General features: G+C 40.5%; 13 protein-coding genes and 1 pseudogene. All 14 read left to right on the top strand.

The features are described from left to right. Positions 1–36: 36 nt before the first annotated feature. A complete protein-coding gene (locus TZ90_RS06160) occupies positions 37–1,401 on the top strand; it encodes an amino acid permease (protein WP_045612032.1) in 1,365 nt (454 codons plus the stop codon). A 206-nt stretch (positions 1,402–1,607) separates the two neighbouring features. Further along, a complete protein-coding gene (locus TZ90_RS06155) occupies positions 1,608–2,018 on the top strand; it encodes a GNAT family N-acetyltransferase (RefSeq protein ID WP_080890742.1) in 411 nt (136 codons plus the stop codon). Positions 2,019–2,063: 45 nt separating this feature from the next. Then, positions 2,064–2,222, top strand: a complete 159-nt coding sequence (locus TZ90_RS10375) for a hypothetical protein (protein ID WP_080890741.1) — start codon at positions 2,064–2,066, stop codon at positions 2,220–2,222. Between the two features lie 79 nt (positions 2,223–2,301). Continuing rightward, positions 2,302–2,367, top strand: a pseudogene (locus tag TZ90_RS10710) (DUF6773 family protein); the annotation flags it as partial. Positions 2,368–2,482: 115 nt separating this feature from the next. After that, positions 2,483–3,943: a nicotinate phosphoribosyltransferase gene (locus TZ90_RS06150; protein WP_045612030.1), complete on the top strand. Its 1,461-nt coding sequence runs from the start codon at positions 2,483–2,485 to the stop codon at positions 3,941–3,943. Continuing rightward, entirely contained in the window at positions 3,940–4,764 is an 825-nt protein-coding gene (gene nadE, locus TZ90_RS06145; RefSeq protein ID WP_045612028.1) for an ammonia-dependent NAD(+) synthetase, read from the top strand. Before TZ90_RS06150 ends, nadE begins: the two co-directional genes overlap by 4 nt. 303 nt (positions 4,765–5,067) lie before the next feature. Beyond that, entirely contained in the window at positions 5,068–5,616 is a 549-nt protein-coding gene (locus TZ90_RS06140) for a GNAT family N-acetyltransferase (RefSeq protein WP_045612027.1), read from the top strand. 166 nt (positions 5,617–5,782) lie between these two features. Next, positions 5,783–6,493: a thiol-disulfide oxidoreductase-associated membrane protein CcdA2 gene (gene ccdA2, locus TZ90_RS06135; RefSeq protein ID WP_045612025.1), complete on the top strand. Its 711-nt coding sequence runs from the start codon at positions 5,783–5,785 to the stop codon at positions 6,491–6,493. Between the two features lie 13 nt (positions 6,494–6,506). Continuing rightward, positions 6,507–7,070: a redoxin family protein gene (locus tag TZ90_RS06130; protein WP_045612024.1), complete on the top strand. Its 564-nt coding sequence runs from the start codon at positions 6,507–6,509 to the stop codon at positions 7,068–7,070. 9 nt (positions 7,071–7,079) lie between these two features. Continuing rightward, positions 7,080–8,192, top strand: a complete 1,113-nt coding sequence (msrB, locus tag TZ90_RS06125) for a peptide-methionine (R)-S-oxide reductase MsrB (protein WP_045612023.1) — start codon at positions 7,080–7,082, stop codon at positions 8,190–8,192. A gap of 70 nt (positions 8,193–8,262) precedes the next feature. Further along, on the top strand, positions 8,263–9,000 hold the full coding sequence (locus TZ90_RS06120; RefSeq protein ID WP_045612022.1) for a response regulator transcription factor: 738 nt from the start codon (positions 8,263–8,265) through the stop codon (positions 8,998–9,000). Beyond that, positions 8,997–10,688: a cache domain-containing sensor histidine kinase gene (locus tag TZ90_RS06115; protein WP_045612021.1), complete on the top strand. Its 1,692-nt coding sequence runs from the start codon at positions 8,997–8,999 to the stop codon at positions 10,686–10,688. Before TZ90_RS06120 ends, TZ90_RS06115 begins: the two co-directional genes overlap by 4 nt. A 114-nt stretch (positions 10,689–10,802) precedes the next feature. After that, complete coding sequence (locus TZ90_RS06110; RefSeq protein WP_045612019.1) at positions 10,803–11,366, top strand: TIGR01440 family protein; 564 nt, start codon at positions 10,803–10,805, stop codon at positions 11,364–11,366. Between the two features lie 2 nt (positions 11,367–11,368). Beyond that, positions 11,369–17,272, top strand: a complete 5,904-nt coding sequence (locus TZ90_RS06105; protein WP_045612018.1) for a ZmpA/ZmpB/ZmpC family metallo-endopeptidase — start codon at positions 11,369–11,371, stop codon at positions 17,270–17,272. The last annotated feature ends 187 nt before the right edge of the window (positions 17,273–17,459 follow it).

Genomic DNA, 17,459 nt, shown 5'->3' with positions numbered 1-17,459 from the left:
ACTCCTTTTTCCATTTTAAATTGAATTGGAGACGTTATGAGTTCAAAGAAGAAAAAAAATAAGATGGAGCGTGGTCTGACCAATCGTCACGTGCAGGTTATGGCCATTGCGGGAACAATTGGAACAGGACTCTTTTTGGGAGCAGGTCGCTCTATCAGCCTAACAGGTCCTTCTATTGTACTAATTTATATGATTACGGGAGCATTCATGTTCCTCATGATGCGTGCGGTTGGGGAAATGCTCTACCAAGACCCTGAGCAACATACCTTTATCAACTTTATCACGCGCCATTTAGGTAAGGGCTGGGGTTATTTCTCGGTTTGGTCTTACTGGCTATCCGTTGTCTTTATCGGTATGGCGGAAATCACTGCTATCTCTCACTATGTTCAGTTCTGGTTCCCTAGCTGGCCAAGTTGGATGATTGAGATTGGATTTTTGACTATTCTAGCCTTGGTCAATTTGATTGCGGTGAAACTCTTTGGGGAAGTTGAGTTTTGGTTTGCGATGGTCAAGATTGTGGCTATTTTAGCCATGATTGCCACAGGAGTCTTTATGGTCTTGACAGGCTTTAAGACACCACATGGAGTAGCAAGTTTGGCTAATATCGCCGACAATTTCTCACTATTTCCTAATGGTGGAGTTAACTTTGTCATGGCCTTCCAGATGGTTTTCTTTGCCTATCTCATGATTGAGTTTATCGGGGTAACGACTTCAGAAACCAAAAATCCACGTCAGGTCTTGCCAAAAGCCGTTAAGGAAATTCCTTTGCGTATCGCCTTTTTCTACGGTGGTGCCCTCTTAGCCATCATGGCTATCATTCCGTGGCGTGAACTTGCATCGGCTGATTCTCCCTTTGTTACAGTATTTGAATTGGCAGGTGTCAAGTGGGCAGCAGCCTTGATTAACTTTGTCGTCTTGACGTCAGCAGCATCTGCCCTTAACTCGACCCTTTATTCAACAGGTCGCCATTTGTACCAGATTGCCCATGATTCGCCAAATCCATTCTTAAAAGCGATCAAGGCAGATACCCTTTCTCGCCACAATGTGCCACAAAATGCCATCATCGCCTCAGCAATCTTGATTGCCCTAGCAGCCTTTATTAATATCTTGCCAGGTGTTTCCGATGCCTTTGCCTTGATTACGGCATCATCATCAGGTGTCTATATCGCCATTTATATCTTGATTATGGTGGCTCACCTTAAATACCGCAAGTCACAGGACTTTATGGCGGACGGCTATCTCATGCCCCATTATCGTTTCCTAAATCCCTTAACCATGCTCTTCTTTGCCTTTGTCTTTGTAACTCTCTTTTTACAAGAGTCTACATTTGTAGGAGCAATCGGTTCAGCTATCTGGATTATCGGTTTCGGGATTTATAGCCAGTGGAAATTTAGAAAATAAATTAATACTTAATGAAAATCAAAGAGCAAACTAGGAAGCTAGCCGCAGGCTGTACTTGAGTACGGCAAGGTGAAGCTGACGTGGTTTGAATTTGATTTTCGAAGAGTATAAGGACTCATCAACTCAGGTTGGTGAGTTTTTGCTAGTTTGACAGTCTATTGAAATAAGACTATAATCAAGCTGTAACAGTGTTTAAGGAGGTTTAGATGTACTTTAGATTGGAAAATAAGGAATCCCATAAATCACAAGAAATAGGGAATCTGATTCGTCTTTATAACCGTTCAAAAAGAGAAGAAGCTGAAAGTGAGCCACTTAATCTTTATGTCGAAGATGAAAAGGGCAATCTCCTGGCAGGTTTGATAGCAGAGACTTTTGGAAATTGGTTGGAAATTGAGTATTTGTTTGTAAAAGAGGAACTGCGAGGGCAAGGAATCGGTTCAAAACTATTGCAGCAAGCAGAAACTGAAGCTAAGAATCGAAACTGTCGTTTTGCTTTTGTCAATACTTACCAGTTTCAAGCTCCTGATTTTTATAAAAGGCATGGCTACAAGGAAGTCTTTACTTTACAAGACTATCCCTACATTGGGCAAAGATATTATTACCAAAAGAATTTGTAAGGTGAATATGAAAGTATAAGGCAAAGAGGGGTTCTTGACATAAGTATGAAGGGGATTCTTGATAAATACCAGTTAAATCCTACAAATTGTGTCTTTCTAGGTGATATTGAGGACAATACAATTGCAGCTGAGAAATTGGGAATCAAGTCTTATCAGGTTAAGAAAAGAAGTGATGTCGTTGATATTTTGAAATCCTATATTTAAACTTAACACTCTCTATTTTTTATGGTAGAGAGTTTTTTGTTAATAAAATTTTACAAAATGACATTTGTATATTGCATTGAGTTATGGCGAATGGGCTCAGAAAAAGTTTGAACAAGATATGGATGAACTGGAGAGTGGAGAATAGCTTGTTACTCTTTTCTCAATCCAGCTAAAATGTGATATAATAGTACTAATTTATTGGAATACATGAAAGTTCTTGAAAATTTTCATGTGTTTCTAGCTAAGGAAGTAGGAAAAGTATGTATCCAGATGATAGTTTGACATTGCACACGGACTTGTACCAGATCAACATGATGCAGGTTTACTTTGACCAAGGGATTCACAATAAGAAGGCGGTCTTTGAGGTGTATTTCCGCCAACAGCCTTTTAAAAATGGCTATGCGGTTTTTGCTGGTTTGGAAAGAATTGTGAGTTATCTTGAAGATTTGCGTTTTTCAGATAGTGATATTGCCTATTTGGAGTCGCTAGGCTATCATGGGGCATTCTTGGACTATCTCCGCAATTTCAAGTTGGAGTTGACCGTTCGTTCTGCCCAAGAAGGGGACTTGGTCTTTGCTAATGAACCGATTGTACAGGTGGAAGGCCCTCTAGCCCAATGTCAATTGGTCGAAACGGCCCTTTTGAATATTGTCAACTACCAGACCTTGGTAGCGACCAAGGCAGCTCGTATTCGTTCGGTCATTGAAGATGAACCTTTAATGGAGTTTGGGACACGTCGGGCTCAAGAAATGGATGCGGCCATCTGGGGAACACGCGCAGCGGTGATTGGTGGTGCCAATGGAACTAGCAACGTGCGTGCGGGTAAACTCTTTGACATTCCTGTCTTGGGGACTCACGCCCATGCCTTGGTGCAGGTTTATGGTAACGACTATGAGGCCTTCAAGGCTTATGCTGCGACCCACAAGAACTGTGTATTTCTTGTGGATACCTATGACACCCTTCGTATTGGTGTGCCAGCTGCCATTCAGGTGGCGCGTGAACTGGGTGATCAGATTAACTTTATGGGTGTGCGGATTGACTCTGGGGATATTGCCTACATTTCTAAGAAAGTCCGTCAGCAACTGGACGAGGCTGGATTTACCGAGGCTAAGATTTATGCTTCTAATGATCTAGATGAAAATACCATCCTCAACCTCAAGATGCAAAAGGCCAAGATTGATGTCTGGGGCGTGGGTACAAAGCTGATTACAGCCTATGATCAGCCAGCTCTTGGGGCAGTTTATAAGATTGTTGCAATTGAAGATGAAAATGGGAACATGCGCAATACGATTAAGCTGTCAAATAATGCTGAAAAAGTGTCTACGCCAGGTAAGAAGCAGGTGTGGCGCATTACCAGTCGTGAAAAAGGTAAGTCAGAGGGTGACTACATCACTTATGATGGTGTTGCTGTGAGTGACATGACAGAAATCAAGATGTTCCATCCGACTTATACCTACATCAAGAAGACGGTTCGTAATTTTGATGCTGTTCCTCTCCTAGTGGATATCTTCAAAGACGGAAAATTGATTTACAACTTGCCTAGCTTAACTGAGATTCAGGATTATGCTCGTAAGGAATTTGACAAGCTTTGGGATGAGTACAAGCGCGTGCTCAATCCGCAACACTATCCAGTAGATTTGGCGCGTGATGTATGGCAAGACAAGATGGACTTGATTGACAAGATGCGCAAGGAAGCCCTCGGTGAAGGAGAGGAAGAATGAGTTTGCAAGAAACGATTATCCAAGAGCTGGGTGTGAAACCAGTGATTGATGCCCAGGAAGAAATTCGTCGTTCTATTGATTTCTTAAAGAGATACCTGAAAAAACATCCCTTCCTAAAGACCTTTGTACTAGGGATTTCTGGGGGACAAGACTCAACCTTAGCAGGACGTTTGGCTCAACTGGCCATGGAAGAACTGCGAGCAGAAACGGGAGATGACAGCTACAAATTTATCGCTGTCCGCCTGCCTTATGGGGTGCAAGCTGATGAAGCAGATGCTCAAAAAGCCCTAGCCTTCATTCAGCCAGATATCAGTTTAGTGGTGAATATCAAGGAGTCTGCAGATGCCATGACAGCTGCAGTTGAAGCGACAGGTAGTCCTGTCTCAGACTTCAACAAGGGGAATATCAAGGCACGTTGCCGTATGATTGCTCAGTATGCCCTTGCTGGTTCCCATAGCGGAGCGGTCATTGGAACAGACCACGCTGCGGAAAATATCACAGGTTTCTTTACCAAGTTTGGTGATGGTGGTGCGGATATTCTCCCTCTTTATCGCCTCAATAAACGTCAAGGAAAACAACTATTGAAGGAACTTGGTGCAGACCCAGCCCTTTATGAAAAAATCCCAACGGCAGACCTAGAAGAAGACAAACCAGGTCTAGCTGACGAAGTAGCCCTCGGAGTCACCTATGCAGAGATTGACGACTACCTAGAAGGCAAAACAATCAGCCCAGAAGCTCAAGCGACCATTGAAAACTGGTGGCACAAAGGCCAACACAAACGCCACCTACCCATCACCGTATTTGATGATTTTTGGGAGTAAAAAGGTCCGGGGGACCTTTTAACCCCGAGTTTAGAAATAAGAAAATGAGGAACCTCCAGTGGAGGTTTTCAGCCTCTCACCTTGAAATAAGAAAGTGAGAGAAGGTCCGGTGGACCTTTTTAGCTTGAGCCTTGAAACTCGAGAGCAAGAATAACCTCCAGTGGATCTTTTTATCCCGAGTTTAGAAATAAGAAAACGAGAAAGGTCGGGGTAACTTGAACCCCGAGTCTAGAAACGAGAAAGTAAAACAAGTTTCAATGGAGATTGGACATAGAATCATCTATCAGAAAGCGAGGTAGCGTCATGAAAGCAATCAGTACGCAAATATTACAGACAGATCGTTTAATCTTGCGAAGATTTTTGGAAAGTGATGCAGAAGCCATGTTTCAGAATTGGGCTTCATCTGCTGAGAATCTAACCTACGTCACTTGGGATCCCCATTCTAATGTCGAAATCACTCGAAACTCGATCCGAAATTGGGTTGTTTCCTATGCTAATCCCAACTATTATAAATGGGCCATTTGTCTCAAAGAAAAGCCAGAGCAGGTGATAGGAGATATCAGCATCGTTGCAATAGATGAGAACAATTCTTCTTGTGAAATTGGCTATGTGCTAGGCAAGGTTTACTGGGGTCATGGTATGATGACAGAGGCCTTGAAAGCTGTCTTGGACTTTTGTTTTACTCAAGCAGGTTTTCAAGATGTCAGAGCACGATATGCTAGTCTCAATCCAGCTTCAGGTCGTGTCATGGAGAAGGCTGGAATGTCCTATCTCAAGACTATTACCAATGGTGTAGAGAGAAAAGGCTATCTTGCGGACCTTATTTATTATCAGATAAGTAGGGAAGACTAGTGAATTTTCTTTTCAGTTTCCATCAAAGTCAGACTGTGTCTGGCTTTTTTTGCAACATTTTTTATATAACCTGATTAAATTCCTATTTTTCCCTATCATTGTCCCTGTTTTTTCTGGAGTTTTGGGGCTATAATAGTTTTATCAAATCAAAGAATGGAGGAAGGCAATGGATAATATAATCTTTTTTATCAGTGTTTTTCTTGCTGGAATTCTTTCCTTCTTTTCTCCGTGTATCTTACCCTTGTTACCGGTTTATGCAGGGGTCTTGTTGGATGACGAAGATGGTGCTCAGGCTTCTAGTGGAAAATATTCAATCTCACTTGTTAGTCTATTGAGAACTTTGGCCTTTATAGCAGGGATATCCTTTGTTTTTATCTTACTAGGCTATGGAGCTGGTTTTTTAGGCAATTTGCTGTATGCTTCTTGGTTTCAGTATGTGACGGGTGCGGTCATCATTCTCTTGGGCTTGCACCAGATGGAAGTCTTACATTTTCAGGGACTCTACAAGGAAAGAAGGCTACAATTAAAGAGACAGGGGCAAAAGGGTAACGGCTATAGTCAGGCATTTTTACTGGGGTTGACCTTTAGTTTTGCTTGGACGCCTTGTGTGGGGCCGGTTCTTGGCTCTGTTTTGGCTTTAGCGGCTTCAGGTGGCTCAGGTGCTTGGCAGGGAGCTGGTCTCATGTTAATCTATACGCTGGGTCTAGCACTACCATTTTTGGTTCTAGCTCTTGCCTCCAGCTATGTTTTGAAACATTTCCGAAAACTTCATCCCTACCTTGGAACCCTCAAAAAAGTAGGTGGTTTCCTCATTATCGTGATGGGAATCTTGGTGCTTTTGGGAAATGCTTCCATTTTGACTACATTATTTGAATAGAGAGGAAGAAGAAATGAAAAAATGGCAAACATGTCTCCTTGGAGTCGGCTCAATCTGTTGCTTGGCAGCCTGTTCTGCTAAAAATATGTCAGACGAATCTACTATGAAGGAGCAAACAAAAACAGAACAAGTCAGTGCGCAAACTGCGACTAAAGGTCAGGAAGTTGCTGATTTCGAACTGACAGGAGTAGATGGCAAGACCTACCGCTTGTCTGATTATAAGGGCAAGAAAGTCTATCTCAAATTCTGGGCTTCTTGGTGTTCCATCTGTCTAGCCAGTCTTCCAGATACCGATGAAATTGCTAAGGATGCTGGTGATGACTATGTAGTTTTGACAGTGGTCTCTCCTGGACACAAGGGAGAACAAGCTGAAGCTGACTTTAAGAACTGGTACAAGGGCTTGGATTATAAAAATTTCCCAGTTCTAATTGACCCATCAGGCAAACTTTTGGAAAGTTATGGTGTCCGTTCTTACCCAACTCAAGCCTTTATAGACAAGGAAGGAAAGCTGGTCAAAACGCAACCAGGTTTTATGGATAAGGATATGATTTTAAAAACATTGAAAGAAATGGGGTAGCGAAAGGTTATGAATGATAAAGTAAAATTGTTTGTTTTGGCAGGAATCTTTTTCCTAGCCATGAGCAGTTTCTATTTTCTATTGATGCGAAATGCAGGGCAGACAGATAGCTCGCAAATTGAGAAAGCATCAGTTAGCCAAGGAGGAAAAACAGTGAAAAAAACAGAAGTGAGTAAAGACGCAGACTTGCACGAAATTTATCTAGCTGGGGGATGTTTCTGGGGAGTGGAGGAATACTTCTCACGCGTGCCTGGAGTAACAGATGCCGTTTCAGGCTATGCAAACGGTAGAGGGGAAACAACCAAGTACGAATTGATTAACCAAACAGGTCATGCGGAGACTGTCCATGTTACTTATGATGCCAATCAAATTTCTCTCAAGGAAATCCTGCTTCATTACTTCCGCATTATCAATCCAACCAGCAAAAATAAACAAGGAAATGATGTGGGAACCCAGTACCGTACTGGTGTTTATTACACAGATGAAAAGGATTTAGAGGTAATCAATCAAGTCTTTGATGAAGTTGCTAAGAAATATGATCAACCTCTAGCAGTTGAAAAGGAGACCTTGAAGAATTTTGTAGTAGCTGAGGATTACCACCAAGACTATCTCAAGAAAAATCCAAATGGTTACTGCCATATTAATGTTAATCAGGCGGCCTATCTCGTCATTGATGCCAGCAAATACCCAAAACCAAGTGATGAGGAATTGAAAAAGACCCTGTTACCTGAGGAGTATGCAGTTACCCAGAAAAATCAAACAGAACGGGCTTTCTCAAACCGCTACTGGGATAAATTTGAATCCGGTATCTATGTGGATGTAGCAACTGGGGAACCTCTCTTTTCATCAAAGGATAAGTTTGAGTCTGGTTGTGGCTGGCCTAGTTTTACCCAACCCATCAGTCCAGATGTTGCCACCTACAAGGAAGATAAATCCTACAATATGACACGCATGGAAGTGCGAAGCCGAGTTGGAGATTCTCACCTTGGCCATGTTTTTACGGACGGCCCACAGGACAAGGGTGGCTTGCGCTACTGTATCAATAGTCTCTCTATCCGCTTTATTCCCAAAGACCAAATGGAAGAAAAAGGCTATGCTTATTTACTAGATTATGTTGATTAAGAGGGCTTTCCTAAGCAGTTAGAGGAGAATTTTGCTATACTGATACTAGTAAGTGACAAAGGAGAGAAGCATGACCTACACAATCTTAATCGTAGAAGATGAATATCTGGTGAGACAAGGCTTGACCAAGCTGGTCAATGTAGCAGCCTACGATATGGAAATCATCGGTCAAGCTGAAAATGGAAGACAGGCTTGGGAATTGATACAAAAGCAGGTGCCAGATATCATTCTAACCGATATCAACATGCCTCAGCTAAATGGCATCCAGTTGGCCAGTCTGGTTCGAGAAACCTATTCTCAGGTTCATCTAGTTTTTTTGACAGGTTACGATGATTTTGATTATGCCTTATCTGCTGTCAAACTAGGTGTGGATGACTACTTGCTCAAGCCCTTTTCTCGTCAGGATATTGAGGAAATGTTGGGGAAAATCAAGCAAAAGTTGGACAAGGAAGAAAAAGAAGAGCAGTTACAAGATTTATTAACCGATAAGTTTGAAGGAAACATGGCCCAGAAAATCCAGTCTCATCTAGCTGATAGTCAATTTAGTTTAAAGAGCTTGGCCAGTGTCTTGGGCTTTAGTCCGACTTATCTGAGTTCTTTGATTAAGAAAGAGTTGGGCCTGCCTTTTCAGGATTATCTGGTGAGAGAACGTGTCAAACAAGCCAAGCTCTTGCTTTTAACTACAGATCTGAAGATTTATGAGATAGCAGAGAAGGTTGGTTTTGAAGATATGAACTATTTCACCCAACGTTTTAAACAGATTGCAGGTGTGACACCTCGTCAGTTTAAGAAGGGGGAAGGTCGATGAAGCGTTCTTCTCTCCTAGTCAGAATGGTTATTTCTATCTTTCTGGTCTTTCTCATTCTCCTAGCTCTGGTTGGGACTTTCTACTATCAATCTAGTTCTTCAGCCATTGAGGCTAGCATTGAGGGCAATAGCCAAACGACTATCAGTCAAACTAGCCACTTTATCCAGTCTTATATCAAAAAATTAGAAACCACCTCTACCAGTTTGACCCAGCAGACGGCTGTCCTAGCCTATGCTGAGAATCCCAGTCAAGACAAGGTCAAGGGAATTCGAGATTTGTTTTTAACCATCTTAAAGGCAGATCAGGATTTGAAAACTGTTGTGCTGGTGACCAAATCCGGTCAGGTCATTTCTACAGATGACAGTGTGCAGATGAAAACTTCCTCAGATATGATGGCTGAGGACTGGTACCAAAAGGCCATTCATCAGGGAGCTAAGCCAGTTTTAACCCCAGCTCGTAAATCGGATAGTCAGTGGGTCATTTCTGTCACTCAGGAACTTGTTGATGCAAAGGGAGCCAATCTTGGCGTGCTTCGTTTGGATATTTCTTATGAAACTCTGGAAGCCTATCTTAACCAACTTCAGTTGGGTCAGCAGGGCTTTGCCTTTATCATCAATGAAAACCATGAATTTGTTTATCATCCTCAACATACAGTTTATAGTTCGTCTAGCGAAATGGAGGCCATGAACCCCTATATTGAGACAGGGCAGGGTTATACTCCAGACCACCAATCCTATGTCAGTCAAGAAAAGATTGCTGGAACTGATTGGACGGTTCTGGGTGTGTCTTCGTTGGAGAAGTTAGATCAGGTTCGGAGTCAACTCATGTGGACCTTGCTTGGGGCTAGTGTCACATCTCTTCTTGCCTGTCTCTGCTTGGTGTGGTTCAGTCTCAAACGTTGGATTGCTCCCTTGAAGGATTTGAGAGAAACTATGCTGGAGATTGCTTCTGGTAATCAGAATCTTCGTGCCAAGGAAACTGGTGCCCATGAACTGAGAGAAGTGACTCGCCAGTTCAATGCTATGTTGGATCAGATTGATCAGTTGATGGCAGCTATTCGCAGGCAGGAAGAAACAACCCGTCAGTATGAACTTCAAGCCTTGTCGAGCCAGATTAATCCGCATTTCCTCTATAATACCTTGGACACCATCATCTGGATGGCAGAATTTCAGGACAGTCAGAGAGTGGTTCAAGTGACCAAGTCCTTGGCTACCTACTTCCGCTTGGCGCTCAATAAAGGCAAGGATTTGATTTGCCTGTATGACGAAATCAACCATGTCCGCCAGTATCTCTTTATCCAGAAACAACGCTATGGAGATAAACTGGAATACGAAATTAATGAAAATCCTGCCTTTGATAATCTAGTCTTGCCCAAGCTGGTGTTGCAACCTCTAGTAGAAAATGCTCTTTACCATGGCATCAAGGAGAAAGAAGGTCAGGGTCATATTAGAGTCTCTGTCCAGAAACAGGATTCAGGATTGGTCATCCGCATTGAGGATGATGGAGTTGGTTTCCAAGCTACTGGCGATAGTAGTCAAAGTCAACTCAAACGTGGGGGAGTTGGTCTTCAAAATGTTGATCAACGGCTCAAACTTCACTTTGGAGAAGATTACCAAATGAAGATTGATTCTATTCCCTCAAAAGGGACGACAGTTGAAATATACATAAATAGAATAGAAACTAGCTAACTCCCAGTCAATTCTGGGAGTTTTATGCGTAATTGGGCAAGCATTCTAGGTTGTCTATCTTGCTAAAACGTAGAAAAAACGATATGATAGATAATGACAAAAGAGGTATCAAGTATGAAGGAAAAAGACATTCAAAGAGAAACAAGCCAGATTGTAAAAGATGTATTAGAAAAGGCCAATTTGAAGCAAGGATCTATCTTTGTTTTGGGCCTTTCTTCTAGTGAAGTGATAGGTGGTCAGATTGGCAAGGAATCCAGCCAAGAAATTGGGGAAATCATTGTGAAGACCATCCTAGATATCCTAGAAGAAAATGGAATTCATCTAGCTGTTCAAGGTTGTGAACATGTCAATCGGGCCCTCGTTATTGAACGTCAGGTGGCAGAGCAGTTTGGCCTGGAAATCGTCAGTGTCCTTCCAACTCTCAATGCAGGAGGTTCAGGTCAGTTGGCAGCCTTCAAGTTTATGCAAGATCCAGTTGAGGTTGAATTTATCAAGGCTCATGCTGGATTGGATATCGGAGACACTGCAATTGGTATGCATGTCAAGCATGTTCAGGTTCCGATTCGCCCTCTTTTGAGAGAAATTGGGCATGCTCATGTAACGGCTCTTGCTAGCCGTCCAAAATTAATTGGAGGTGCGCGTGCGCAGTATCCACAAGATTCTATCAGAAAGTCGTGAGAATGAGAAAAACAAAACAACAACTAAAAAAAATTACCAAATATTCGATTCGTAAGCTAACTGTTGGGGTAGGTCCTGTAGCAATCGGGGCCTTCCTTTTTGGTGCTAGTACTTTTTCAGTAGATAAGGTTCAAGCCAATGAAGTTGGCGGTGCTCATAGCGTTCATTACCGTTATTTGGCGGAGCAGGAATTGACCGAGTCTGAAAAAGCTCTGATTCACCATGAAGTTCCTACAGAATTTCAAGATGATGATATTCTCTATGTAGTTTATCGTAAGAAGGCAACTACCAGTCAACAACTTCCATACACAGGAAGTAAGGAGCTAGCTCTAGCAGGCCTTGGCTTGGCAACGGCTTCTCTAGCAGTCTTTTTGGTGTCCAAAAAAGGTCGTAAAGAGGTTCTAGGTGTTCTCTTGATTGGTTCTTTAGGAGCTAGCACTTTTGTACCTTATGGGACATTTGCGTTTGAAAATAAAGAATTACTTTCTTATAACCAAACTATTTCAGCCTCTACACATGAAGGCTTAGCTGAAGGGATTATCCACATTGATGGCTATGAATACATTGGATACTTCAAGGAAGCAGAACTCCATCCATCAAGACCAGCTTCAGTTGAGAAGCCTCAGTTGCCAGTAGAAAATCAAAGTTCAAAAGAAATCGAGAAAACAGAAGTCGTTCAAGAAAGACCTGCTGTTGCTCCGGAAACTGTCGTTGAAAAACCTGAAGTAGAGACTCCAGTTGCTCCTGCTATTGAAGAAAAACCCGTTTCTGAGAAGCCTCAGACAAGACAGGAAGAGAGCTTGGTGGAGATTCCTTTTGAAACGGTCACAAGTCCAGATGCGAATCTAGCAGAAGGAGAGACTCGTATTGTCACAGCTGGAGTAAATGGTCAGCGTCGTCTTGTAACTAAAGTATCGATGGTCAATGGTCAAGAAGTTAGAGAAGTCATCGAAAAGCAAGTAGTCCAAAATCCTTTGTCGCAAGTCATTGCAGTCGGAACGAAGAAAGAGGTGCAACCTGCTCCAACTCCAGTACCACAAGCTGAACCAAGTCACCAAGTAGCTAAAGGTACACAAGAAGAAGGTAAGACAGGACAATCCTTAACGCAACCTGAATTGCCAGAGGCTCCAGTTGAAGTAAAAGGAACTCAAGAAGAAGGCAAGGCAGGACAAGCTCTAATGCAACCCGAATTACCAGAGTATCATGAAGCCAAAGGTGTTCAAGAAGTAAAAGAAGGCGAGAAGCAAGGCCAAGCTTTAGTACAGCCAGAACTTCCTGGATATAAAGAACCAGTTTCAACAAAGGGAACTCAAGAACCTGGTCAAGAAGGTCAAGCACCAGTACAAGAAGTAAACCCAGAATATAAAGTAACAACAGGTACAGTTGAGAAGTCTACCGAAAGTGAATTAGATTTCACAACAGAAGTAGTTCCAGACGATACAAAATATGTGGATGAAGAAGTAGTTGAAACCCCTGGTTCTAAAGGTATCCAAGTTACGAAAACAACTTACGAAACAGTGGAAGGTGTAGAGACAGATAAAGTTCTTTCTACAACTACAGAAGTGAAAGTGCCTGCCGTTTCTAAAGTCGTTAAAAAAGGAACGAAACCACTTGAAGGAACAACAGTTGAAACAAGAGAAGAAGTCATTCCTTTTGAAACAAAAGAACAAGAAGATGACACTTTAAAACGCGGAACAAGACAAGTAGCTCAAAAAGGTGTAGAGGGTAAGAAACAAATTACTGAAACTTATAAAACAATTCGTGGAGAAAAAACAAATGAAGCTCCAACAGTTAAGGAAACAGTAATTGACCAACCTCAAGATGAGATTATCAAAAAAGGTACAAAAGGTTTAGAAAAACCAATCTTAGAATGGGCTAAAACAGAAAAAGATGTCTTGAAGAAGAGCGCTACAGCTAGTTATACATTGAATAAACCAGCTGGAGTAGAGATCAAATCGATTAAAGTAGCTCTGAAAGATAAGACTGGACAAGTTGTTAAAGAAGTGACAGTAGAAGAAAATAAATTACAAGCTACTTTAGACAACTTGAAATATTATCAAGGCTATACACTATCCACAACGATGGTCTATGATCGAGGCGAAGGCGAAGAAACTGAAACATTAGAAGATAAAGAAATTCAGTTAGACCTTAAAAAAGTTGAAATCAAAAACATCAAAGAAACAAGCTTGATGAGTGTGGACGCTGACGGTAACGAAACGGATACTAGTTTGCTTACGGAAAAACCAGCTGATCTTGCTCCGCTTTATCTACGAGTGACAACTCATGATAACAAAACAACCAGACTGGCTGTTGATAAGATTGAAGAAGTTGTTGTTGATGGAAAAACATTGTACAAAGTTGTAGCAAAAGCTCCAGACTTAGTTCAACGTAGAGCTGATGATACACTAAGCGAAGAGTATGTACATTACTTTGAAAAACAATTACCAAAGATTGGAAATGTCTATTACAACTTTAAAGAACTCATTGAGGATATGCAAAAAGACCCAACTGGTGAGTTTAAACTTGGTGCAGATTTGAATGCTGCCAATGTTCCAACACCAAGTAAACAGTATGTAACAGGAACGTTTAAAGGTAAGTTGTCTAGTGATGGGGATAACCGCTTTACAATTCATAACCTAGCGCGTCCACTATTCAACCGAGTTGAAAACGCTCATATTCATGACTTCAATCTAGGTAATGTCGATATCAACATGCCTTGGGCTAATAAGACAGCACCGCTTGGTGAGATGTTTAAAAAGTCAACGATTGAAAACATTAAAGTAACAGGTAATGTTGTAGGTAACAATGATGTTACTGGTATGGTCAATAAACTGGATGAATCCAATATGCGTAATGTAGCCTTTATTGGTAACATTACAAGTGTAGGTAATGCAGGATGGTGGTCTGGTGGCCTTGTTAGCGAAAGCTGGAGAAGTAACACAGACAACTCTTACATTGATGCATATATTAAAGGGAATAAAGCTAAAGTCGGTGGCCTGGTTGCTAAATTGAATCACGGTGATAACCCAATGGACGTTAGTGCATGGGGACGTCTGAAGAATTCCGTGGCAAAAGGTACGATTGATGTGAAAGAACCTCTTGAAACAGGTGGTCTGCTTCATTCTAATTGGTCGTGGGGGCTTGCTGAAAATAACGTTACCATGATGAAAGTGAAGAATGGTGGTGAGATTCTTTACGGTTCTCGTGATGCAGAGGATGATGATTACTTTGGTGCAAACTGGGTTCGAAATAATAATGTATTCGTTAATGGTGTAAGTGAAGGTAAACAATCATATTCTCGCTCTAGTCGTTGGAAAGGTGTTTCCCAAGAAGAAGCTGATGCCAGAATTGCTAAAATGGGAATTACTGCACATGAATATACAATAACTGAACATTTTGTAGATAAGTTAAACCATAAGGCAGCAAAAGCAGATACTTACAAATCTACTCAAGATTATGACGTATCTCGTGAACTTGCTTACCGTAATATTGAAAAACTTCAACCATTCTACAATAAAGAGTGGATTATAAACCAAGGTAACAAGATTCCTGCAGATTCTAAATTACTAAATACGGAAGTTTTGTCTGTTACAGGTATGAAAGATGGACAATTTGTGACCGATTTATCAGATGCTGACCATATTATGATTCATTACGCTGATAAGACGAAAGAAATTAAAGCTATTACACAAAAAGAATCTAAGGTTCAACAAGTTCGTGAATATAGTATTGAAGGATTAGGTGATGTTGTCTATACACCAAACATGGTTGTTAAAGATCGTGCAAATTTGATCAATGATATCAAAGCTAAATTAGCTTCTGTTGAACTTGATTCAGATGAAGTTCGTAAGATTAATAACAATCCTAAGATGTTATACATGGAAGAAAGCTTCAAAGAAGTAAAAGATAATCTTGATGCTTTAGTTAAAGCTTTAGTTGAAAATGAAGACCATCAATTAAATACGGACGAAGCAGCTAAACGTGTATTGATTAAAAAAGTTGAAGATAACAAAGCTAAAATCATGTTAGCTCTGGCTTACTTAAACCAATACTATGGAATTAAATTTGACGGATTAAATATCAAAAATATGATGACCTTCAAACCGGATTTCTACGGTAAGAACGTTAACGTACTTGATAGATTAATCAGCTTCGCTTCAAATGGTAATAACCTAAAAGGTGATCAATCACACGATGCATTTAACAGAGCTCTTGCAAGTGCTACTGGTAAAGCTAACTTACATGAATTCCTGAAGTACAACATGGAATTATTCACTAGTGAAACAGATATGAATACTTGGTTCAAGAATAACATTGCAGACAATGCTTATGTTGTTGAGAAACAATCATCAAATCCTGATTTTGCGAATAAGAAACATAAATTGTATGAAGTAATTAATAATGGACATCACGGACGTTATATTTTACCACTTTTGAATTTGAAGAAAGCGCATATGATCTTAATTACAACCTATAATACCATTGCCTTTAGTTCATTTGAGAAATACGGTAAGAACACAGCAGAAGAACGTGAAGCGTTCAAAAAGCAAGTTGATTTACGTGCGCAAGAACAAATCAATTATTTAGACTTCTGGTCAAGACTTGCTGCAGATAATGTACGAAATAATCTTCTTAAGAGTGAAAATATGGTACCATCTGCCATTTGGGATAATCATGATGTACCAGGTCTTGGTTGGGTTGACCGTATGGGACATACGAAGAAAGGCGATTTTGCTCCAATTCGTGAATTCTATGGTCCGACTGATAAGTGGCATGGATACAATGGAATGGGTGCATACGCTTATATCTTCCAAAATCCACAACCACAAGAGGCTGTATATTACATCATCTCTAGCATGATTAGTGATTTTGGTACATCTGCATTCACTCACGAAACAACTCACATCAATGACCGTATGGCCTACTTAGGAACATGGCGTCACCGTGAAGGAACAGATGTTGAAGCCTTTGCTCAAGGTATGTTACAATCACCATCAGTTTCAAATCCAAATGGTGAATATGGTGCCTTAGGATTAAACATGGCATATGAACGTCAAAATGACGGTAATCAATGGTATAACTATAATCCTAATATGCTAGATAGTCGTCAGAAGATTGATCATTACATGAAGAACTATAATGAATCAATGATGATGCTTGATTACTTAGAAGCTGAAGCGGTCATTAAGAAAAATGAAGGAACCAATGATAAGTGGTTCAAGAAAATGGATCGAGAATGGCGTTCGAATGCTGATCGTAACAGTCTAAAAGGTGAACCACATCAATGGGATAAACTTCGTGATTTAAATGATGAAGAGAAAAACATGAAGTTGACAACGATTGATCAATTGGTAAACAATAACTTTGTTACCAAGCATGGAATGCCTGGTAATGGACGTTATCGTTCAGAAGGTTTCGACACTGCTTATCAAACCGTTAATATGATGGCAGGTATCTATGGTGGTAACACAAGTAGAAGTACTGTAGGTTCTATTTCATTTAAACATAATACATTCCGTATGTGGGGTTACTTTGGTTATCTCGATGGTTTCTTAGGATACGCTTCTAATAAATATAAAGATGCTGCTAAGAAAGAAAACAATGGTTATGTTGGAGATGATTTCATCATTAAGAAAGTTTCAAATGGAAGATTCCAAAACTTAGAAGAATGGAAATCTGCTTGGTACCATGAAGTACATGAGAAAGCTCAAAAAGGCTTTGTTGAAATTGAAATTAATGGTGAGAAAATTTCAACTTATGCAAGGCTTCAAGAATTGTTTGATGAAGCAGTTGAGAAAGATCTTAAAGGGAATGGATTTGGAAATACAGTTGGTTTGAAAGAGAAAGTTTATAAACAACTCTTACAAAAATCTAATGGATTTACTGGAGATTTGTTTACTAAATAGTAGATAAGACTAATAGAATAATAAAAAGGTAGATCAGTTTTATCTGAATCTGCCTTTTTTATGTTTTTAAAGTCTTTGGTTGTTAAATTACAAGCATAATTATTGAAAAAATGAATCTAAATTAGTTTTCTAAAAAGTAACTGAAGTGGGAAGTAATTCTTTATTTTATGGATAGTGAGATCGTTCA

It is taken from the genome of Streptococcus mitis, from assembly GCF_000960005.1.
Lineage (GTDB): Bacteria > Bacillota > Bacilli > Lactobacillales > Streptococcaceae > Streptococcus > Streptococcus mitis_CK.
Note: the sequence above shows the minus strand (reverse complement) of the source record. Positions and strands in the feature narration are given on the sequence as shown.